Raw genomic sequence first — 19,639 nt, forward strand, 5'->3', positions numbered from 1 at the left:
GTTACTTGCCGCTGCCGGCAATCGGCCGGCTGTCGGTCATCCCGGCCAGCACTTCCGCGACGTGCCGAACCTCGATGGTCGAGCCCTCGCGCTTGAGCTTGCCCGCCATGTTCATCAGACAGCCCATGTCGCCGGCGAGCAGCAGATCGGCGCCGGTCTCCCCAATCATCGCCGTCTTCTTCGACACGATCTTGCCTGAGATATCGGGATATTTGACGCAGAAGGTGCCGCCGAAGCCACAGCAGACATCCGAGCCTGTCATCTCTTTCAGTTCCAGCCCCTCGACGCTGGACAGAAGCGCGCGCGGTTGCTTTGCGATGCCGAGTTCCCTGAGGCCAGAACAGCTGTCGTGATAGGTCACGCTCTTGCCGAGCTGGACCTTGACCTCGGTCATCCCTCTGACATCAGTGAGAAAGGAAACGAGCTCGAACACCTTGTCCGAGAAGCGCCGACAGCGCTCCTCCCAGAGCGGATCGCCCTTGAAGAGCTCGGGATAATGCATCTTCAGCATGGCCCCGCAGGACCCGGAGGGGAGAACGACATAGTCGAAGCCTTCGAACTGCTCGATCACCTGCTTTGCCAGATCACGCGTATCCTTGGTGTCACCGGAATTGTAGGCCGGTTGACCGCAACAGGTCTGGGCGATCGGCACGTGCACGTCGCAGCCGGCATCCTCGATCAGCTTTGCCGCAGAAAAGCCGACGCTCGGCCGGAAGAGGTCCACAAGACAGGTCGCGAAGAGGCCGACCTTCGGCCGGATTTGGGCTTGGCTCACGCTTTTGTCTCCGTTTTCGAAAGGTTAGCGGTACGGCCCGTGCGACCGCCGTCGCGCCGGATAAGCCTGAGTTTCGCGACCCGTCCCCATTCGCCGGCTCGCGCGCTTTCGTCGGCCGCCCGCATGACGAAATCGATATGCGCCTGGGCTGCAGCCTTGGCCGCTTCCGGATCGCCGGCGAGGATTGCGTCATGGATCGCCACATGCTGATCAAGAAGCCTCTCCCGCGCATTGGGCAGCGAAAAGACGGCCTTGCGGTTGAAGAAGATGCCCTCCGACAGGAGCCGGTAGCAGGCCCGCATGGTGTGCAGGAGAATGATGTTGTGCGCCGCTTCGCCGACGGCATTGTGGAATTCCACGTCGGCCGCGAGTTCGTCTTCCGGCTCCTGGGTCCCGTGGGCGTGACGCATGTCCTCGATGATCCGGGACAACAGCGCCTTGTCGGTCTCCGTCGCCCGCTGGGCCGCCAACTCTGCCGTCAGGCCCTCGAGTTCACGGCGATATTCGAGATAGTCGCGCGTGGCGCGGGCATGCCGAGAAATGAGATCGGTGATCGGCTTGGAAAACACCTGGCCGATGATGTCGGCAACGAAGGTGCCGCCGCCATGATGGCTGATCAGCAGTCCCCGGTTTTCCAGCTCCTTGAGCGCATCGCGAAGGATTGGCCGCGACACCTCGAGCGACTGGGACAATTCCCGCTCGCCCGGCAGCCGGTCACCATCACGCAACACGCCGTCGAGGATCAAAAGCTCGATCTGCTGCACCACCTCGTCGGCGGTGCGGCTGTGGCTGACGCCGGAAAACAGTGTCTGGTCGCTCTCGATCATTACCCTCTCCATGCCGTTTCATAGCAAGCGGAATGACAAGTGGTCAACTTTGTTGTCCAGTTGACTGCTGCGCAATTCGTCGAAAGCGGGGCTGTGACGTTTGCACCTTTGCGCTGACGCGAGCGCACTGCTAGCTTGCGATAGGGCAAGGGAGACGGTCGGCGTGGCAAAGGGTGATTTTGCATTTCCAATGGCGCCGGAGCGGGCGCTGGCGCTCGGAGAAATCCATGCCAGACCCTATGCGCTGGTCAAATCCGGCCGGGTCATCTTCCAACTTGCCTTCATGATGGATGGCGGTTCGGCCGTGCATCACGCGGCCATTTCCGAACTATCCCGCGCCCGCGGCGTCGCCCCGCCGGAGAAAAATGGACGCTATCATTCGCTCGCCTGGGGGCAGGGGACGCTTCGTTGGGAAAGGCATACCGAGTTTTCCACCTGGTTCTGGGATGGGCCGCTGCCGGAGAGCTTCGGTGGCGAAGTGCCGATCCATCCCTTCGGCGACGGCTTCATCGCCCCCGGTCCGCTGATTTCGGGGATCCGCCTCGAACTTCGCCCTGATGGTCCCGAAATCGCCGATGCCCATGCCGCCTTCGATCCGGCAAGCCTTTGCTATAGCGAGTTGAAGAACGGCCAGGCGGCTGTGCTCACTGACTTTCGCCAGGACGGTCATGGCCTCACCCAGATCCTTGTCATTGACAGAGGCATGACCGAAGCTGGCCGCGGCGCCGTGGTCCAGCGCCTGCTCGACATTGAAACCTATCGCACCATGGCCATGCTCGGCCTGCCGCTCGCCCAGACACTCTCGCCCGAGATCCGTCGCATCGAGGACGGTCTGACCGCCGTCACCCAGCGGATGAAGGCACACGCCCGCGACGAATCCGACGAGATGCTTTCCGAGCTCACACGCCTTGCCGCCGAACTCGAGGCCAATGCCGCCTTGAGCCTCTATCGGTTTGGGGCCAGCCGCGCCTATGACGGCATCGTGCGCGAGCGTATCAAGACGCTGGATGAAACGCCGGTGCCCGGTCACGAGACGCTGGGCTCCTTCCTCGAACGGCGCCTGGCGCCCGCCATGCGCACCTGCCAGTCGATCGAGGAACGTCAGGCCAACCTCTCGCGGAAACTCTCGCGTGCGACGGCTCTCGTCCGGTCCTGGATCGATGTCGAGCTGGAACGGCAGAATTCCGACCTGCTGACCGCCATGAACAGCCGCGCCGAAATGCAGCTACGCCTGCAGCAGACCGTCGAAGGCCTCTCGGTCGCCGCCATCTCCTACTATGTCGTCGGCCTCGTCGGTTATGCCGCCAAAGCCATCCCGCACGACCTCCTGCCCTTCGACACGGCCATCATCACCGGTATTTCGGTGCCGCTCTCCGTGCTTGGCGTCTGGTGGGTGGTTCGACGGATCCGTAGGAGCCACGAACGGCAAGGCTGATCAGCTCTTGCTGACGCGCCCTGCGGATCGATATATGATCCCAGACAAGCGGCGGATGACAGGCAGAATGGCGAAGCAGACCAAGGCGAAACTCGACAAGAAGGGGCTGTCAGGCCTTGGGCTCGAGAAACTGGTCGATATCCTCTTGGAGGAATCCGCGGCCAACAAGGCGCTGAAGGCACGCCTCCAGACGGCGCTCGCCGGCGAAACCGGGCCGGATGAGATGGCCCGCCTGATCGACAAGCGCCTCGATGCGATCGACCAGGCGACGACGCGGATCAACAAGGCACGCGCCCGTGATCTCGCCGGGGAATTTGCAGCCCTTGCCCGCAACATCCTCTCCGAACTTGGGTCAGCCGATCCTCAGGCCGCAGCCGAGCGTATTGTTCGTTTCCTCGGCCTGCGCTTTCCGGTCTCCGCACGTTTGGCCACCGACAATGCCCGTCTCTGGAAGGTCTTCGAGGATACAGAAATTGCCACGCTTGAGCTCATCAAGGGAGTTGGGGCCGAGGAGCAGGTCCTTCTCGTGCCGCATATCGAGCGCCTGCGGTTGCGCGATCGCTACGGTGAGCACACCGGTTTCCTGCGTGCGCTGACCGGCGTCGTCTCAGGCCCGGCCGCGAAGGCATGGCGAACGGTGCTGGCGGAAGTCCTGCCCTCCGAACCCCTGAAGCTCGGCGCGTTGGCTCTCCTGCAGTCGCTCGCTTTGCATCAGGGCGATATCGACGATTTCCTGGTGCTCGAACGCCAGAAGCCCGAAAACCGCCGCGATACGCTCGCTGTCGCCGAATTGCTGCATCAGGCCGGTCGTTTCGAGGCCGCGCTGGAATGGGTGCGCGAGCGCCCGCGTGGCGTCCGCCTGATCCCGGTCAACGGAGTTCTTGCCTCCGTCGGTCCGGATTATGGCGCCCATGAGCGCCGTCTGCTGGAAGCCGAGATCCTCGAAAAGCTGAAGCGCCGCGAAGACGCGCAGGAACTGCGCTGGCGCGAATTCGGCGAAACCCTCGATCCATCCGTACTGAAACTCTATTTGTCGAAGCTCGACGATTTCGCCGAATTCGATGAGCTCGACCGGGCACTGGCGCTGGCGAAAGAGCACGAGGACATCTATCTCGCGCTTGATTTCTTCCTCGCCTGGCCGCGTCTCGATCTTGCCGCCGCCCACGTCCTGCGCCACCAGCATGATTGGGAAGGCCGCCACTACGACGATCTCGCCCCAGCCGCCGAAGCGCTGTCGGCAAAGGAGCCGCTGGCCGCCGTCGTGCTCTACCGTGTACTAGTTGAAGATATCCTCAGGCGCGGCATCGGCGTGGCCTATCCCCATGCTGGCCGTTACGTCGGCGAGCTCGCGCGCCTCATGCCGAACCTGCCTGAAGGCCACGGCCTCTCGACCCATGCCGCCTTCCTCGCGGAGCTGCGGCGCAATCATTCGAAGAAATACGGGTTCTGGAGTTCGGTGCCGGGCGGGCTATCGGGCTAGTGCTAACGCTCCCAATAAGGCACCGGCCCGTAAAGCTCCGCCAGATAGTCGATGAACAGCCGTACTTTTGCGGGCAGGAACTGGCGGCTCGGATAGACGGCCGACAGGGCCACGTTACGCGAGCTTTCATACTGCGGCAGCACCTGCACCAGCTTGCCGCTCTTCAGTTCCGCGCCGATATCCCAGGTGGAGCGCAGCGCGATCCCGAGGCCCGCAATGACTGCTTCGCGGAGCACCTCGCTGGAATTCGTGATCAGCATGCCCTCGGGCCTGAGTGTCACCGGCCCGGTCGGACCTTCCAGGCGCCATGAATCGTGATTGTGTGCTGGCAGGCAGCGATGCTTCTTCAGGTCGTCGAGGGTTTCAGGCGTCCCGTGCGCAGCAAGATAGCTGGGAGCCGCGCAGAGCACACGGCGCACCGGTGCGAGCCTGCGCGCAACGAGCGACGAATCGTTCAACTCCGCGATGCGGATCGCGAGATCGAAGCCGCCGCCGACGATGTCGGTGAAGTCATCCGACAGCACCAGATGGATCGCGAGATCCGGATGCGCCTCCATGAAGGGCTTCAAGTGCGGCGCCACATGCATGCGGCCAAACGAGGTCGATGCCGAGATCTTCAGCGTGCCGTTGACCTCCGAGGAGCGACCCGACGCGAAGGCTTCGGCCTCTTCCAGCCCGCCCAGCACGGTCAGCACCCGCTCGTGAAATCCCTGGCCGGCTTCCGTCAGCGAGATCTGCCGTGTCGTGCGCTGCAGGAGCCGTGTGCCGAGCTTGTCCTCTAGCCGCTTAATGCGTTTGGACACAACGGCGGGCGACAGACCGAGGTCGCGTGCCGCGGTCGACATGCTGCCGGCCGCAATCACACGGACGAAGACTTCGAGATCACCGAGATTGGTCATGAGTGAGCGCCACTGTTTCCGATTTGGTCATAAGTGCATAGCATTTGCTCCACGAAAGTCCTAGTGGTAATAAAAATAGACCAGTTGAGCGGCGGGCGCTGCGCAGCTAGGATCTGGGCAAAGAGGGGAGACATTTCATGAGCGAAGCCATCGCCTTTCTGCCGCCGAGGCCCGACGTCCTGTCGCGCCGCGCCGAGATCCTCGCCGACTTGAAGGAGCTGGTGCCGCAAGGGCGCCTCGTCGAGGAGCGAAACGCACTCGTCCCCTTCGAGACCGACGGCTTCATCGCCTATCGCCGCCGCCCGCTCGCGGTCGTCCTGCCCGAGACGACAGCCCAGGTGGCCGCCGTCATGAAATACTGCCATCGCTACGGCATCCCCGTCGTGCCCCGTGGCGCTGGCACCTCGCTCTCGGGTGGTGCCATTCCGCAGGAAGATGCCGTCGTGCTCGGCCTCTCCGCCATGACCCGGATCCTTGAGGTCGACTACGCCAATCGCTGCGCGACCGTTCAGGCCGGCGTCACCAATCTCGCGATATCGGATGCCGTTGGCTCTGACGGCTATTTCTACGCTCCCGATCCAAGCTCGCAGCTCGCCTGCACCATCGGCGGCAATATCGCCATGAATTCTGGCGGCGCCCACTGTTTGAAATACGGTGTGACCACCAACAACCTGCTCGGCGTGAAATTGGTCCTCGTCGACGGCACGGTGGTCGATCTCGGCGGCAAGCATCTGGACGCCGAGGGTTATGACCTGCTCGGCCTCGTCTGCGGCTCCGAGGGCCAGCTCGGTATCGTCACCGAAGCCACCGTTCGCCTCCTCGCCAAACCCGAAGGCGCGCGCCCCGTGCTCTTCGGTTTCGACAGCGCCGAGGAAGCCGGCTCTTGCGTCGCCGATGTCATCGGCGCCGGCATCATTCCGGTCGCCATCGAATTTATGGACAAGCCCGCGATCGAGATCTGCGAGGCCTTCGCCAAGGCCGGATATCCGCTCGACGTGGAGGCCCTGCTGATCGTCGAGGTCGAGGGCTCCGAAGCCGAGATGGACGCGATGCTGGCCGCCATCGTCGAGATCGCCAAGCGCCATGGGGTCAAGACCGTGCGAGAAAGCCAGTCCGCCAATGAGGCCGCCCTCATCTGGAAAGGCCGCAAATCCGCCTTCGGCGCCACCGGCCGCATCGCCGACTATATCTGCATGGACGGAACCGTGCCGCTCAGCCAGCTCGCTTACGTGTTGCGCAAGACTTCCGAGATCATCGACCGCTACGGCCTGCGCGTCGCCAATGTCTTCCACGCCGGTGACGGCAATATGCACCCGCTGATCCTCTACAACATCAACGACCCTGATGACGCAGCGAAGGCCGAAGCCGCCGGCATGGAGATCCTCAAACTCTGCGTCGACGCCGGCGGTTGCCTCACCGGCGAACACGGCGTCGGCATTGAGAAGCGAGACCTGATGCTGCACCAGTTCACCCAAGTCGACCTTGACCAGCAGATGGCCGTGCGCTCGGCTTTCGATGCGGACTGGATTCTCAATCCGTCGAAGGTCTTTCCGCTGGAGGGGAGAGGATGATGACGAGTATGCTGAACCCCTCGACCGAAATCGAAGCCGCCGACGTCATCCGCGATCATGCCTCCCGCAAGACCCCGCTCCACATCCGCGGCGGTGGCAGCCGTGCGGGCTTTGGCAATCCTACAGCCGCAGACGCCACTCTCTCTTCCGCAGCCCTCACCGGCATCGTCGAATACAATCCCGCCGAAATGGTCATCACGGCCCGTGCCGGCACACCCGTTGCGGAGATCGAGGCGGCCCTTGCCGAAAACGGGCAAGGCATGGCCTTCGAACCCATGGACCATCGGGGTGCCATGGGCACCTCGGGCACGCCCACCATTGGCGGCCTGTTTGCGGTCAACAGCTCCGGTCCGCGTCGCTTCACGGCAGGTGCCGCCCGTGACCATCTGCTCGGTGTGCGCTTCGTCAACGGGGCAGGGGACGTCGTGAAGGCCGGTGGCAAGGTGATGAAGAACGTCACGGGCCTCGATCTCGTCAAGCTGCTCGCCGGCTCCCACGGCACGCTCGGCTTTCTCACCGAAGTCACTTTCAAGGTTCTGCCCGTGCCGAAAACGGCGACCACCATCGTTCTCTCGGGCCTGGAAGACGAACAGGCGATGAAGGCGCTCGCCGCTGCCCTGTCGCTCTCCGTCGAGGTCTCCGGTGCGGCCCATCTGCCGGAAAGCGTGCGTGGCCGATTCATTGGCGGCAAGCTTCCTCAAGGTGCGGCCACGGTCATGCGCCTGGAGGGGCTCGAAGCCTCGGTAGCCGTGCGTGCCGAAAAGCTGATGGCCGCCGTTGCTGGTTTCGGCCCGGTCAGCCGTCTCGACGCTGAAGACACCAAAGCGCTCTGGGCAGAAATCCGCGATGTCATGCCCTATGCCGATGGCACGGCCCGGCCGCTCTGGCGCCTGTCCATGGCTCCGTCGCAAGCCTGGAAGCTGGTCGCGGGCCTCAGGCTCCGCGCCGGCATCGACGCCTATTACGACTGGCAGGGCGGTCTCGTCTGGATGCGTATGGAGGCTGATCCCGAGGCAGAGGTCTTGCGCCATGGCATCCGCACCCTTGGCGGCGGCCATGCGACGCTGCTCCGGGCAGCACCTCAGATCCGCGCCGAAGTGGCCAGCTTCGAGCCGCAGGCTCCGGCGGTTGCCTTGCTTTCGGGCCGGGTCAGGGCAAAACTCGATCCTCACGGGATTTTCAATCCCGGACTGATTGCATGAAGGAGTTTTGTCATGACTGATCCGAATTACCAGCCGCCCGTTTCATCCGGCGAGGGCTGGTTCTCCCCTGGGCGTATGAATGTGCAGGTGGTCTACTGCCTCTATCTCGTCAGCTTCGTCGTCGGCCTCACCGGCATCGTCGGGCTGATCATGGCCTATGTGAACCGCGGCAAGAGCGAGCCTTGGGTCGACACCCATTATACCTATGCCATCAGAACCTTCTGGATCGGGCTGCTCTATGCGCTGATATCAAGCATCCTGATGCTTGTTGCCGTCGGCGTCATCCTGATTTTCGGCGTCGCCATCTGGATCGTCGTCCGCTGCGTCATCGGCCTGCAGAAGGCCTCGGCCGGCGAGCCGATCGCCCGTCCCACCAGCTGGTGGATCTGAAAACGAATGAAGGGAGCGGCCCTGCCGGCCGCGCTTTGGGAGGATTTGCGTGCAGACCAATTTCACCGCCGAGCAGCTCGCCGATCCCCATGTCGCGGAAGCCGAAGCCATCTTGCGCAAATGCGTGCATTGCGGCTTCTGCACTGCCACCTGTCCCACCTATGTGACGCTTGGCAACGAGCTCGACAGCCCGCGCGGCCGCATCTACCTGATCAAGGACATGTTGGAGAACGGCCGTCCGGCGGATGACCAGATCGTCACCCATATCGACCGCTGTCTCTCCTGCCTTGCCTGTACGACGACATGTCCCTCCGGCGTCGACTACATGCATCTGGTCGATCATGCCCGCATCCATATCGAAAAGACCTATCGCCGCCCGCTGATGAACCGGCTGACGCGCAATATGCTGGCCATGGTTCTGCCCTATCCGGGCCGCTTCCGTCTGGCCTTGAAGCTCGCCGCCCTCGGACGCCCCTTCGCCGGCATCTTCGATCAGGTAAAGTCACTCAAGCCGATGGCCGCAATGTTGAGGCTCGCGCCTTCCAAGGTCGCGCCACCCTCGGACTTCGCCAAGCCCGCTATCCATGCCCCAGCTGCAACCCGCTGTGGCCGTGTCGCGATCCTCACAGGCTGCGCCCAGCCCGTCCTTGATCCCGGCATCAACGAAGCCGCGATCTCGCTTCTCACCCGCTTGGGCGTCGAAGTTATCGTACCCCAGGGCGAGGGCTGCTGTGGCGCGCTCGTCCACCATATGGGCCGTGAGGAACAGGCGCTCGACAGCGCCCGCCGCAATGTCGATGTCTGGACCCGCGCCATCGAAGCGGGCGGTCTCGACGCGATCATTGTCACGACCTCGGGCTGCGGCACGACGATCAAGGACTACGGCCACATGCTGCGCCTCGATCCGGCCTATGCTGAAAAGGCAGCGCGCGTTTCGGCACTCGCCAAGGACGTCACCGAGTATCTTTCGACCCTCGATCTGCCTCTCGCGGAGACGAAGGGGCTGACCGTCGCCTATCATTCCGCCTGCTCGCTGCAGCATGGCCAGAAGGTGACGATGGCGCCAAAACTTCTGTTGAAGTCGGCCGGCTTCACGGTCAAGGATCCGCCGGAAGGCCATCTCTGCTGCGGTTCAGCCGGCACCTACAACATCATGCAGCCTGAGATTTCAGCCAGGCTGAAGGCCCGCAAGGTGAAGAATATCGAGGCGACGAAACCCGATATAATCTCTGCCGGCAACATCGGCTGCATGACCCAGATCGGCTCGGCGACCGGCATTCCCGTCGTCCATACGGTCGAGCTTCTGAACTGGGCCTATGGCGGTCCTCGTCCGAAAGCGCTGGATCGCCGCACGGCGGTTTAGGCGAATTGTTAAGCGGTTTCTGTAAGACTTGTCCCGGGATGAAGCATCCCGGGAGATCGTCATGGCCAAGAGAACACTGCCCTTTGTATTCCTGTTTCTGTGTCCCATGGCGGTGCCGGCTGCAGCCATAGAGCGCATCTATTGCGCCAGTTCCGACCCGATTCTCGACATGTCGCTGGAAAGTGGCTTCAGCAACAAGGATCAGGAAAGGATCGTCCATTTCCGCGGCATGGCTGGCGTGAAGGACAAGGCGGCGCCAGCGGGCTTCCAGCGCTTCCAGATCACCTCGAAAATGCTGAAGCAATACTGGATCGATGAGCGCGACCTGCGCTTCAGCATTCATGCCTTCGCCCCGGAAAGGGAGCCGCTCTATCGCGTGTCTGTGGCGATGATCACCGACCGTGGTTCGAGCACCACAAAGCGGTTTACCGGGCGCTACGACCTGAAGGTCGTCAAGCTGAAGATGGGCAGCGCCGTCGGCGGCGAGCAGATCCTCTCCCACGAGGGTGATATCTTCTGCGACATCAAGCGTTGACCGAGTGACACGAACCGAAACGACAACGGCCGCATCTTGGCGATGCGGCCGTCTGCATTTCATGAGTAATGTTTGGGCTCAGCCGCCGAAGATCGTGCGCAGGATGTCCACGCCCTTGTCGTCGAAGGAGACGTCGCCCTGGCGATTGCCCGGGCCGATCACGATCACCTTGGAGCCGATATCGGCGCGCTCGTAGAGATGCTCGACATCCTTGTTCATCATGCGAATGCAGCCGGATGACATGTTGAGGCCGATGGTCCAGGGCTGGTTCGTGCCATGGATGCGGAAGATCGTGTCACGGCCACCCTTGTAGAGATACATGGCGCGCGCGCCGAGCGGATTGTCCGGTCCGCCTTCCTGCACCACCGGCAGGATATGGCCCTTGGCGGCTTCGCGGCGGCGCATTTCTGCCGGCGGGCGCCATGACGGCCATTCCGCCTTGCGGCCGATCTTCACCACGCCCGACCAGCCGAAGCCTTCGCGGCCGACGCCGACGCCGTAACGGGTCGCGCGGTTGTTGCCCTCGACATAGTAGAGAAACTTGTTGTTCGTATCGATGATGATCGTGCCCGGCTTTTCGTCCGTTGTCAGGCGCACGACCTTGCGCTTGAATTTTTCAGGCACTTCCTTGCGCTGCTGGGCAACAAGCGTCACATCGCTGGTCGTCTGAATGCGATTAAGGCTGATGGCGCTGGCGGGCGCCGGCAAGGCGATGGTAAGCGCGATGACCGCCACCGCCGCCTTGCGAAGAGTCGTGTTGAACATAGACAATCCCCCTGATTTTCAGGGCTGAAAGCCTAGCCGCTTCGCCTATCAAAGCAAGCGCTAATCGATGTATTGTGATATTGCCTGTGCCTTAGATCACAATGACCCTGGTGCCGACCTTCACGCGCTCGTAGAGATCCGTCACATCCTCGTTGCGCATGCGGATGCAGCCGGAGGAAACGCCGTTGCCGATCGACCAAGGCGCGTTGGTTCCATGAATGCGATACAGCGTCGAGCCGAGATAGAGCGCGCGGGCACCCAGCGGATTTTCCGGGCCGCCCGGCATGTGGGCAGGCAGGAAGTGCCCCTTGGCTGCCTCGCGGGCGATCATCTCCTGCGGCGGGCGCCAGTCCGGCCATTCGCGCTTCGCGGTCACCTTGTGCGTGCCGGCCCATTCGAAGCCTGGCTTGCCAACGCCGACACCGTAGCGCTTTGCCATGCCGTCGGCCATCACCAGGTACAGGAAGCGCTCGCGCGTATCGATGACGATCGTACCCGGCTTGTGCTTGGTCTGGTACTGGACCATCTGCGGCAGGAATTTGGGCTCGATCTGCGTGCGCACCGGCTTGTCCGGCCGCATCGCGACCTGTTGCGGCGCTGGCTGCTGCTGCGGGAAAAGCACACGACGCTGCTGCACGAGACGACGCTGCTGCTGCACCGGCTGCTGGCGCAGCACCGGTTGCGGCTGCTGCACCACCCGCTGGCGCCCTACCGGAACGGCCTGACGCATGCGCTGTGGCGTGGCAGAACTGCGCGTCTGTGCCGGAACGCCGCCGAGTTGCAGGACCCAGGATGCCTGGAGGTCGGGACTGACCATCACAGGCGGACGGCTCTTGTAGCGATCACTCGCATGGACAGGCAGGGCAATCGACAGGCTGGTCAGCAAGGCCAGTAACAGGGAACTCTTCGACATCGGACAACTCACGAACTAGGGACCGGATGCGGCGGCACAACATGCCGCCAATTCGAGCCGATGGTGCCAGAGCGAAGGCCGCCAATTGGTAAAGAGGCGTTCATGAAAATGCGATCAAGGCTGTAAACCTTTCGGAAGGGTTAGCGTCTGGTTTGGAAAAATCGTGAACAAATGGTAAACGAATTTCCGCATCGGAGAGAATCGCATGGACATGATCGCGGAAGGCCTGATCCGGGGAGACGACGGCCTTGACCGTTGCTTCTGGCATGGCGGCCTCGAAGACTATCGCCACTACCATGACGAGGAATGGGGGCGACCGGTCACCGACGATGTGAGGCTGTTCGAGAAGATCTGCCTCGAAGGTTTCCAGTCCGGCCTGTCCTGGCTGACGATCCTCAGGAAGCGGGAAAATTTCCGAGCAGCCTTTGCCGGTTTCGACTTTCACGCAGTGGCCGCGTTTGGCGATGACGACATCGCCCGATGCCTCGCCGATGCCGGCATCATCCGCCATCGCGGCAAGATCGTCTCAACGATCAACAACGCCCGCCGCGCGATCGACCTCACGGCGGAATTCGGCTCGCTGTCTGGTTACTTCTGGAGCTACGAACCCGACGCCTCGGAACGCCCGGAGCGGATGGACTATGCCACTCTAAGGGCCAATCCGACATCGCCCACCTCGATCCGCCTGTCGAAGGATCTGAAGAGACGCGGCTGGACCTTCGTCGGCCCGACCACCGTCTATGCCTTCATGCAGGCCATGGGCCTGGTCAATGACCACATCGAAGGCTGCTGCCGACGTGCGCCGACCGAGGAATTACGGATCCGCCTCGTTCGCCCCTGATCAGGCGAGGCTGGCGACGAGATCAGGCACATGCCCGAGATCCGGGATCTCGCGAAAGCGCGGCGCCTCCTCGGGCTTGTCGACATGCTCCAGCACCCAGGTCAGTTCATGCGGCACGAAGACACCCCAGGCGCCGGCGGCGATGGCCGGCACGATGTCGGATTTCAGCGAATTTCCGATCATCATCGAGCGCTCAGGTCCCTCGCCATGTTTACCGAACACCCGACGATAGGTGGTGGCCGTCTTGTCCGAGACGATCTCGACCGCATCGAAATAGTCGCCGAGGCCGGATTGTGCGAGCTTGCGTTCCTGGTCGAAAAGGTCGCCTTTGGTGATCAGCACCAGGAAATATCTGCCCGAAAGCGCCTCCAGCGTATCACGCGCATGCGGCAGGCATTCGACGGGGTGGCTGAGCAGATCGCGTCCGATGCCAAGGATTTCGCTGATCACGGAAGAGGGCACGCGCCCCTCCGTGATCTCCAGCGCCGTCTCGATCATCGATAGCGTGAAGCCTTTGATGCCGAAGCCGTAGTGGGCAAGATTGCGCTTCTCGGCCTCGAGCAAGCGCTCGGACACATGTTCGCCCTCGGCAAACTCGGAGAGCAGACTGCGAAAATGGTGCTCCGTCAGCTTGTAGTATTGCTCGTTCTGCCAGAGCGTGTCGTCGGCGTCGAAGCCGATGACGGAGACAGGGCGGTTGGACATGACGCCTCCTTTTTCGATCAGGAAGCGAGAGAATATTCCCTCTCTCGGGCAAAGCAATGGCGCCCAAAGGCGCCATCACAGTTTCTATATGGGTTTGAGAGCTTACTGCCCGTTCTTGGCAAGCCAGGCCTTCATCATGGCGATCTCACCTTCCTGGGCAGCGATCACCTCTTCGGCCAGCTTGCGGATCTCGGGATCCTTGCCGTGCTCGAGTACGATCTTCGCCATGTCGATGGCACCCTGATGGTGCGGAATCATGCCCTGCACGAAATCGACATCGGCATTGCCGGTGAGCGGCACGGCCATGTCCTTGTGCATCTTGGCATTGGCCTCGGCAAAGGCCATGGAGGATGGGCTTTCATCCATCATGCCGTGGCCCATGGCTGACATGTCATGCCCCTGATGCATGGTATTGTCCTGCGCAACAAGGACAGAGGCGGAAAGCGCGGTCGCAAGCGACGCCGCAACGAGAATGTTCCTAAGCATTGAAGTCTCCTGTAGTGATCTGATGAGGAAAATGCGCGAAGCCAAAGGCCGCGCGGTGTCATCGGATCAGGCGCGGGGAGGCGGCGTCTGCGGTGCCATCAGCTGTGACACGAGCCTTGGCGCAAGAGTGGCTGCTTCGGCGGCGCGCGCCGGCTTTCCGCTGTCGGCAACGACGGGAAGGGCCGGCAGCGTCAGACAGGCTGAGCAATGCCAGCTTATCTTCATCGGCTTGGAGCTGTGCTCACTAGCATCACCACCATCGGCAACCGTCATACGGCTGACCGAATGAGGACAATCGACATCGACCATGTCTTGGATCTTGGGTGCGGAAACCGTCCCATGCGGATTGCTGGCGTCCATCGCATGTGCCACGGGCATTGCCATCACCGACATGCCGGTCATCGGCATGGTGCCATAGGCTAAAGCCGCGATCAGCAGCAGGAGGCGGGCGAGCAATTGCATGCGATGAAGATGATGCTGGATCGAGGCGAATACAAGGCCGACAGTGCCGCCGCTCAATGCGCAATCACGTGATGCACGATCTGATAGTCGCGGCTTTCCTCACCGAAGGGAACCACCGGCCAGTCCCAACGCTCCCGAACTGCGCCCGTATCGACGCCGTGCATCAGGTCTACAGTCTCCTGCACAGCTCCGGAGCGGTCGTTTACGGTGCAGCTCACGTCTGTCACGAGGCAGGTCTCGGCCGAAACCTGTGCCAGCCCCTCTACATGCGCGGCGATCGCCTGACGGATCAGCGCTTCTTCCTCGGCGTGACCTTCGAGACGCCGGCTCATGCCGATCCCGATCTGCGACAGCAGATTGGCTGAGACGACGAGATCGAGATAGGGCACCTGTCGGAGAAACGCGAGCGGCTCCAAAGGCTGGCCGGCAAGCAGCGCCTCCAGCCCGGAAAGATCCCGCTCGATCAGCCGGATATTCTTCAACCGCTTGACCGTGAGCCAGCTTCTTACGCTCGCCAGATGCACGAGATCGACCAGCACCACCGTGTCGAACAGCCGTGAAAGCTCGGTCACTGGCACATCCCGCAACAGCCCGGAACCGAGCACCACCACCGTCCGCCGCTGCCGGCACGCCTGCGCAGCCTCGAGAATGGCCGCCTTCGTCCGGCGCTCGTGCTCGGCCCACGCCGCACGACAGCGATTGGCACGCGCCCAGAGATTGACGGAGGAACGGATGAACGGACGATGGCCAGCCGAGGTCAGCGGCCATGTCGCGGCGTAATTCAGAGCTTCAAGGATCATGTCTTACCGATAGACGGTGCTGCGATCGCCGATCTCGACCACAAGCACGATGAGTTTGCCGTCCTGGATATCGCAGATGATGCGGTAGTCGCCAACACGGTAACGCCAGAACTGACCCAGCTCAGAGCCCTGCAGGCGATCGGCGATTTGTCTGGGATCATCGAGCCCTGCCACGCGCTCTTCTGGGAATTTCCGGATGCGCTTGCGAGAAACCGGGTCAAGTTTTTCCAGTGATTTCCGAACTTTCTGGCGATACTCAATCGTCCAGGCCATGCCAGAATTCTTTCGAACTCACAACGCGGTCTTCACCGCTTCTGCGGCGGCGATATCCTGGAGGTCCTCCAGATGTCGCTGCAGCGCCATCGTCGCGTAGTCATCCGGATCGAGCCCATGAAGGTCTCCATACCGGGAAATAACCCGATACAGATCATCCGGAATTTGGATGGTAACGCGTTTGTTCATCGGTCCAACCTCTGGTTTCGCGTGCAAACATACCACCGCACCCGCCCATTTTCCAGCATCCGCCCTCGCGCCCGCCTGCCTTCGCCCTTGCCGCCAAATCCTTGATCCTCTAAGACACCGGCACCTTTTAGAAACGAGAATTCCGGTTGTCATCATGAGCGATAAGAACAAGAAGCCCCAGAAGCTGAAGGCCCGCCTGCCGCGGGGCTTCGTCGATCGCGAGGCTGCCGATATCCGTGCCGCCAACCAGATGATGGAGACCATCCGCGAGGTCTATGAGCGCTACGGCTTCGACCCGATCGAGACCCCGCTCTTTGAATACACCGATGCGCTCGGCAAGTTCCTTCCCGACAGCGACCGCCCGAACGAAGGCGTCTTTTCGCTGCAGGACGACGACGACCAGTGGATGTCGCTGCGCTACGACTTGACGGCACCGATGGCCCGTCATGTCGCGGAGAACTTCCAGGAAATCCAGCTGCCGTTCCGCACCTATCGCGCCGGCTATGTCTTCCGCAACGAGAAGCCGGGCCCGGGCCGCTTCCGCCAGTTCATGCAGTTCGATGCCGATACCGTCGGCGCGCCGGGCGTCCAGTCCGATGCCGAGATGTGCATGATGATGGCCGACACGCTGGAAGCCCTCGGCATCAAGCGCGGCGACTATGTCATCCGCGTCAACAACCGCAAGGTTCTGGACGGCGTCATGGAAGCTATTGGCCTCGGCGGCGAGGAGAATGCCGGGCGTAGGCTGAACGTGCTGCGGGCGATCGACAAGCTCGACAAGTTCGGCATTGAAGGCGTGCGTCTGCTGCTCGGGGAAGGCCGTAAGGATGAGTCCGGCGACTTCACCAAGGGTGCTGGCTTGAACGAAGACCAGATCGCCAAAGTCCTCTTTTTCGTGGGCATCAAGTCCTATGCCGAAAGCGCAGCCGAACTTGCCGCTCTCGTTGCCGGAACCTCCAAGGGCGAAGAGGGCGTCGAGGAGCTGAACATGATCGGCGCACTTGTTGCGGGCGCCGGCTACGATGCGACCCGGATCAAGATCGACCCCTCCGTCGTCCGCGGTCTCGAATATTACACCGGCCCCGTCTACGAAGCCGAACTCACCTTCGACGTCACCAATGAAAAGGGCGAAAAGGTCGTCTTCGGCTCGGTTGGCGGCGGTGGTCGCTATGATGGTCTCGTCTCGCGCTTCATGGGTCAGCCGGTGCCGGCCACGGGCTTCTCCATCGGCGTCTCGCGCCTGATGACGGCGCTGAAGAACCTCGGCAAGCTCGGTCAGGACGAAGTGCTTGGTCCTGTGCTCGTCACCGTCATGGATGGCGATGTCGAGAGCATGGGCCGCTACCAGCGCTTCACGCAGGACCTGCGCAATGCTGGCATCCGCGCCGAAATGTACCAGGGCAACTGGAAGAAGTTTGGCAACCAGCTGAAATATGCCGACCGCCGTGGAGCCCCGATCGCGATCATTCAGGGCGGTGACGAGCGGGCGCAAGGCGTCGTCCAGATCAAGGACCTGATCGAGGGCAAGCGCCTCTCCGGCGAGATCACCGACAACGCCGAATGGCGCGAGGCCCGCGTTGCCCAGGACGTCGTGGCCGAGGCGGATCTGGTCGCCAAGGTCAAGGAAATCCTGTCCGCCCAGGCGGAAGATCGTCGTCGGGCGAAGGGATAAAGCACCCTATGCGAAGCTTGCCCCTCACCCTAACCCTCTCCCCGCAAGCGGGGAGAGGGGACGTGCCCCAGGCGCTGACGGCGTCTGGTCTATACGCTGCGGTTTTCGTCTTCTCCCCGCTTGCGGGGAGAAGGTGCCGGCAGGTCAGGCGCAAATTTTGCGCCGGGGATGAGGGGCAGCTAACCGCACTCGCAGGACCTTCCCCATGCCCCTGACCGACATGCCCGATTTCGCCGGCACCATCCTGCAGGAATTCGTCTCGCGCGGCACCACGCGGGTGGACACGCCCGTGATCCAGCCGGCTGCCCCCTTCCTCGACATGGCGGGCGAGGATCTGCGCCGGCGCATTTTCCTCACCGAAAATGAGCGCGGCGAAGGCCTCTGCCTGCGCCCGGAATTCACCATCCCCGTCTGCCTGCGCCACATCGAAACCGCTACCGGTACCCCGAAGCGTTATGCCTATCTCGGCGAGGTCTTCCGCCAGCGCCGCGAAGGCCCGCAGGAATTCTACCAGGCCGGCATCGAAGATCTCGGCGACATCGCAACCGCTGCTGCCGACGCTCGGGCGATTGCCGATAGCGTCGCCATCCTCACCCGCCTGCTGCCGACAAAGCCGCTTGCCGTCACCCTCGGCGACCAGGCCGTCTTCGAAGCCGTGGTCAAGGCTCTCGGCCTGCCCGCCGGCTGGCAGAAGCGCCTGATCCAGGCCTTTGGCAATCCCGATCAGATCGACCAACTCCTGCGCCGGCTTGCGACCCCGACGCCGGTTCCAGGGCTCGACCCAGAGGTTTCCGCCCTGCTCGCAAGCGGTGACCAGAACGCCCTGATCGCCCATATCGATGCGACCATGCAGGAAACCGGCTATCTCACCAATGCCAGCCGCACGCCCGCCGAAATCGCCCGTCGCCTGAAGGAGAAGCTGGAGCTCTCGGAGACGCGGCTCGATGGTGCGGCCCTCCTGCTCCTGCGTGAATTCCTCTCGCTCGAATTGCCGCTCGCCGATGCCTCGGCAGCCCTTGCCGGTTTTGCTGATGCCGCCGGCCTGAAGCTCGGGCAAGCTCTCAGCCGCTTCGACGAGCGCGTTGCGGCACTCGCCAGCACCGGCGTCGATCTCGACCTGATCACCTACCGCGCCGCCTTCGGTCGCCCGCTCGACTATTACACCGGCCTCGTTTTCGAGGTGGCGGTGAAGGACAAACCCGCCGTCCTCGCCGGTGGCGGTCGTTTCGACCGGCTACTCACCCTACTTGGCGCCGAGACGCATATCCCGGCCGTCGGCTTCTCGCTCTGGCTGGATCGAATTGAGAGCGAGAGGAGCGCGTCATGACCATCACCATCGGTCTGCCCTCCAAGGGCCGCATGAAGGACGATGCCTCCGCCATCTTCGAAAAGGCCGGCATGAAGATCGTCGCCGTTGGCAATGACCGCTCCTATCGCGGCCGCGTCGAAGGCTTCGACGATGTCGAGATCGCCTATCTCTCGGCTTCCGAGATCTCGCGCGAGATCGGCAATGGCACCGTCGATTTCGGCGTGACCGGCGAAGACCTGATCCGCGAAGGTCTGGCGGAAGCCGACGCCCGTGTCGAAATCTCCGCCCGCCTGGGCTTCGGCCATGCCGATGTCATCGTTGCCGTTCCCGAGGTCTGGTACGACGTCGACACCATGGCCGACCTCGGCGATGTCGCCGCCGAATTCCGTACACGCCATGGCCGGCGCCTCGCGATCGCCACCAAATACTGGCGCCTGACGCAGCAGCACTTTTCGCGCCAGCACGGCATCCAGCTCTATCGCATCGTCGAAAGCTTAGGAGCGACCGAAGGCGCGCCCGCTGCCGGCCAGGCCGACATCATCGTGGACATCACCTCGACCGGTTCGACGCTGCGCGCCAATCACCTGAAGGTGCTTTCCGACGGTGTGATCCTGCGCTCCGAAGCTTGCCTCGTGCGCGCCAGGAAGCCCGAGCATGACGGCAATCCCATGATCGGCCGCATCATCGAGGCTGTGCGCGGCGTGCTCTGAGGGCCCCATGTCACACGCGGATGCCATCCCCGGATTA

General features: G+C 62.6%; 22 protein-coding genes. 11 read left to right on the top strand and 11 right to left on the bottom strand.

Annotated features, from left to right (window positions below; genetic code table 11):
• Position 1 precedes the first annotated feature (1 nt).
• Complete coding sequence (locus GH983_RS02800; RefSeq protein ID WP_069042080.1) at positions 2 to 775, bottom strand: (Fe-S)-binding protein; 774 nt, start codon at positions 773 to 775, stop codon at positions 2 to 4.
• On the bottom strand, positions 772 to 1,602 hold the full coding sequence (locus GH983_RS02805) for a FadR/GntR family transcriptional regulator (protein WP_054148778.1): 831 nt from the start codon (positions 1,600 to 1,602) through the stop codon (positions 772 to 774). Before GH983_RS02805 ends, GH983_RS02800 begins: the two co-directional genes overlap by 4 nt.
• A gap of 163 nt (positions 1,603 to 1,765) precedes the next feature.
• Between GH983_RS02805 and GH983_RS02810 the strand changes: the two genes are divergently transcribed.
• Positions 1,766 to 3,037 carry a DUF3422 family protein gene (locus GH983_RS02810; protein WP_054148779.1) on the top strand — a complete coding sequence of 424 codons (1,272 nt, stop codon included), beginning with the start codon at positions 1,766 to 1,768 and terminating at the stop codon, positions 3,035 to 3,037.
• A gap of 67 nt (positions 3,038 to 3,104) precedes the next feature.
• A complete protein-coding gene (locus tag GH983_RS02815) occupies positions 3,105 to 4,517 on the top strand; it encodes a DUF6880 family protein (protein ID WP_153761552.1) in 1,413 nt (470 codons plus the stop codon).
• 2 nt (positions 4,518 to 4,519) lie between these two features.
• Here the strand turns inward: GH983_RS02815 and GH983_RS02820 are convergent, their stop codons facing one another.
• A complete protein-coding gene (locus GH983_RS02820; protein WP_054148781.1) occupies positions 4,520 to 5,416 on the bottom strand; it encodes a LysR family transcriptional regulator in 897 nt (298 codons plus the stop codon).
• Between the two features lie 137 nt (positions 5,417 to 5,553).
• On the opposite strand from GH983_RS02820, the gene GH983_RS02825 reads away from it, so the two are divergent.
• From GH983_RS02825 to GH983_RS02845, 5 genes are all read left to right on the top strand, one after another.
• A complete protein-coding gene (locus tag GH983_RS02825; RefSeq protein WP_069042077.1) occupies positions 5,554 to 6,987 on the top strand; it encodes an FAD-linked oxidase C-terminal domain-containing protein in 1,434 nt (477 codons plus the stop codon).
• A gap of 8 nt (positions 6,988 to 6,995) precedes the next feature.
• Entirely contained in the window at positions 6,996 to 8,189 is a 1,194-nt protein-coding gene (gene glcE / locus GH983_RS02830; RefSeq protein ID WP_069043912.1) for a glycolate oxidase subunit GlcE, read from the top strand.
• A gap of 12 nt (positions 8,190 to 8,201) precedes the next feature.
• On the top strand, positions 8,202 to 8,579 hold the full coding sequence (locus GH983_RS02835; RefSeq protein WP_054148783.1) for a DUF4870 domain-containing protein: 378 nt from the start codon (positions 8,202 to 8,204) through the stop codon (positions 8,577 to 8,579).
• A 49-nt stretch (positions 8,580 to 8,628) separates the two neighbouring features.
• Positions 8,629 to 9,942 carry a glycolate oxidase subunit GlcF gene (gene glcF, locus GH983_RS02840; protein ID WP_153761553.1) on the top strand — a complete coding sequence of 438 codons (1,314 nt, stop codon included), beginning with the start codon at positions 8,629 to 8,631 and terminating at the stop codon, positions 9,940 to 9,942.
• A 61-nt stretch (positions 9,943 to 10,003) separates the two neighbouring features.
• Positions 10,004 to 10,477: a hypothetical protein gene (locus GH983_RS02845; RefSeq protein ID WP_153761554.1), complete on the top strand. Its 474-nt coding sequence runs from the start codon at positions 10,004 to 10,006 to the stop codon at positions 10,475 to 10,477.
• A 78-nt stretch (positions 10,478 to 10,555) separates the two neighbouring features.
• Here GH983_RS02845 and GH983_RS02850 read toward each other — a convergent pair whose 3' ends face one another.
• Positions 10,556 to 11,242 carry a L,D-transpeptidase gene (locus tag GH983_RS02850; protein ID WP_069042075.1) on the bottom strand — a complete coding sequence of 229 codons (687 nt, stop codon included), beginning with the start codon at positions 11,240 to 11,242 and terminating at the stop codon, positions 10,556 to 10,558.
• A 91-nt stretch (positions 11,243 to 11,333) separates the two neighbouring features.
• Positions 11,334 to 12,155, bottom strand: coding sequence for a L,D-transpeptidase (locus GH983_RS02855; RefSeq protein ID WP_153761555.1), 822 nt, complete (start codon positions 12,153 to 12,155; stop codon positions 11,334 to 11,336).
• A 211-nt stretch (positions 12,156 to 12,366) separates the two neighbouring features.
• On the opposite strand from GH983_RS02855, the gene GH983_RS02860 reads away from it, so the two are divergent.
• On the top strand, positions 12,367 to 12,996 hold the full coding sequence (locus GH983_RS02860; protein WP_054148975.1) for a DNA-3-methyladenine glycosylase I: 630 nt from the start codon (positions 12,367 to 12,369) through the stop codon (positions 12,994 to 12,996).
• On the opposite strand, the gene GH983_RS02865 is transcribed toward GH983_RS02860, so the two are convergent.
• From GH983_RS02865 to GH983_RS02890, 6 genes are all read right to left on the bottom strand, one after another.
• On the bottom strand, positions 12,997 to 13,701 hold the full coding sequence (locus tag GH983_RS02865) for an HAD family hydrolase (RefSeq protein WP_153761556.1): 705 nt from the start codon (positions 13,699 to 13,701) through the stop codon (positions 12,997 to 12,999).
• 102 nt (positions 13,702 to 13,803) lie between these two features.
• Complete coding sequence (locus GH983_RS02870) at positions 13,804 to 14,187, bottom strand: DUF305 domain-containing protein (RefSeq protein ID WP_153761557.1); 384 nt, start codon at positions 14,185 to 14,187, stop codon at positions 13,804 to 13,806.
• Positions 14,188 to 14,253: 66 nt separating this feature from the next.
• Positions 14,254 to 14,706 carry a hypothetical protein gene (locus GH983_RS02875; protein WP_153761558.1) on the bottom strand — a complete coding sequence of 151 codons (453 nt, stop codon included), beginning with the start codon at positions 14,704 to 14,706 and terminating at the stop codon, positions 14,254 to 14,256.
• Positions 14,703 to 15,449, bottom strand: coding sequence for a hypothetical protein (locus GH983_RS02880; RefSeq protein WP_153761559.1), 747 nt, complete (start codon positions 15,447 to 15,449; stop codon positions 14,703 to 14,705). Before GH983_RS02880 ends, GH983_RS02875 begins: the two co-directional genes overlap by 4 nt.
• Before the next feature lie 3 nt (positions 15,450 to 15,452).
• Positions 15,453 to 15,722, bottom strand: a complete 270-nt coding sequence (locus GH983_RS02885; RefSeq protein ID WP_153761560.1) for a type II toxin-antitoxin system RelE/ParE family toxin — start codon at positions 15,720 to 15,722, stop codon at positions 15,453 to 15,455.
• An 18-nt stretch (positions 15,723 to 15,740) separates the two neighbouring features.
• The gene (locus GH983_RS02890) at positions 15,741 to 15,911 is read right to left on the bottom strand and encodes a hypothetical protein (RefSeq protein WP_153761561.1); all 171 of its coding nucleotides are present in this window, start codon (positions 15,909 to 15,911) and stop codon (positions 15,741 to 15,743) included.
• Positions 15,912 to 16,065: 154 nt separating this feature from the next.
• Here GH983_RS02890 and hisS point away from each other — a divergent pair, with 154 nt between their 5' ends.
• The 3 genes from hisS to hisG all read left to right on the top strand — a co-directional run bounded on the left by hisS (position 16,066) and on the right by hisG (position 19,602).
• Positions 16,066 to 17,583 carry a histidine--tRNA ligase gene (gene hisS, locus GH983_RS02895; protein ID WP_153761562.1) on the top strand — a complete coding sequence of 506 codons (1,518 nt, stop codon included), beginning with the start codon at positions 16,066 to 16,068 and terminating at the stop codon, positions 17,581 to 17,583.
• Between the two features lie 205 nt (positions 17,584 to 17,788).
• Positions 17,789 to 18,910, top strand: a complete 1,122-nt coding sequence (locus GH983_RS02900) for an ATP phosphoribosyltransferase regulatory subunit (RefSeq protein ID WP_153761563.1) — start codon at positions 17,789 to 17,791, stop codon at positions 18,908 to 18,910.
• A complete protein-coding gene (gene hisG, locus GH983_RS02905) occupies positions 18,907 to 19,602 on the top strand; it encodes an ATP phosphoribosyltransferase (RefSeq protein WP_069042066.1) in 696 nt (231 codons plus the stop codon). The genes GH983_RS02900 and hisG overlap by 4 nt, the downstream gene beginning before the upstream one ends.
• Positions 19,603 to 19,639 lie beyond the last annotated feature (37 nt).

The sequence above is a fragment of the Agrobacterium sp. MA01 genome (assembly GCF_009650195.1).
Taxonomy (GTDB): domain Bacteria; phylum Pseudomonadota; class Alphaproteobacteria; order Rhizobiales; family Rhizobiaceae; genus Allorhizobium.

Bases quoted from the DNA above. Each gene is read 5' to 3' on its own strand.
- GH983_RS02855 (WP_153761555.1), bottom strand. From the start codon at position 12,155: ATGTCGAAGAGTTCCCTGTTACTGGCCTTGCTGACCAGCCTGTCGATT.
- GH983_RS02865 (WP_153761556.1), bottom strand. From the start codon at position 13,701: ATGTCCAACCGCCCTGTCTCCGTCATCGGCTTCGACGCCGACGACACG.
- GH983_RS02835 (WP_054148783.1), top strand. From the start codon at position 8,202: ATGACTGATCCGAATTACCAGCCGCCCGTTTCATCCGGCGAGGGCTGG.
- GH983_RS02885 (WP_153761560.1), bottom strand. From the start codon at position 15,722: ATGGCCTGGACGATTGAGTATCGCCAGAAAGTTCGGAAATCACTGGAA.
- GH983_RS02860 (WP_054148975.1), top strand. From the start codon at position 12,367: ATGATCGCGGAAGGCCTGATCCGGGGAGACGACGGCCTTGACCGTTGC.
- GH983_RS02890 (WP_153761561.1), bottom strand. From the start codon at position 15,911: ATGAACAAACGCGTTACCATCCAAATTCCGGATGATCTGTATCGGGTT.
- GH983_RS02825 (WP_069042077.1), top strand. From the start codon at position 5,554: ATGAGCGAAGCCATCGCCTTTCTGCCGCCGAGGCCCGACGTCCTGTCG.
- GH983_RS02880 (WP_153761559.1), bottom strand. From the start codon at position 15,449: ATGATCCTTGAAGCTCTGAATTACGCCGCGACATGGCCGCTGACCTCG.
- GH983_RS02870 (WP_153761557.1), bottom strand. From the start codon at position 14,187: ATGCTTAGGAACATTCTCGTTGCGGCGTCGCTTGCGACCGCGCTTTCC.
- GH983_RS02900 (WP_153761563.1), top strand. From the start codon at position 17,789: ATGCCCCTGACCGACATGCCCGATTTCGCCGGCACCATCCTGCAGGAA.
- GH983_RS02805 (WP_054148778.1), bottom strand. From the start codon at position 1,602: ATGATCGAGAGCGACCAGACACTGTTTTCCGGCGTCAGCCACAGCCGC.
- glcE (WP_069043912.1), top strand. From the start codon at position 6,996: ATGCTGAACCCCTCGACCGAAATCGAAGCCGCCGACGTCATCCGCGAT.
- hisG (WP_069042066.1), top strand. From the start codon at position 18,907: ATGACCATCACCATCGGTCTGCCCTCCAAGGGCCGCATGAAGGACGAT.
- hisS (WP_153761562.1), top strand. From the start codon at position 16,066: ATGAGCGATAAGAACAAGAAGCCCCAGAAGCTGAAGGCCCGCCTGCCG.
- GH983_RS02850 (WP_069042075.1), bottom strand. From the start codon at position 11,242: ATGTTCAACACGACTCTTCGCAAGGCGGCGGTGGCGGTCATCGCGCTT.
- GH983_RS02845 (WP_153761554.1), top strand. From the start codon at position 10,004: ATGGCCAAGAGAACACTGCCCTTTGTATTCCTGTTTCTGTGTCCCATG.
- GH983_RS02815 (WP_153761552.1), top strand. From the start codon at position 3,105: ATGGCGAAGCAGACCAAGGCGAAACTCGACAAGAAGGGGCTGTCAGGC.
- GH983_RS02820 (WP_054148781.1), bottom strand. From the start codon at position 5,416: ATGACCAATCTCGGTGATCTCGAAGTCTTCGTCCGTGTGATTGCGGCC.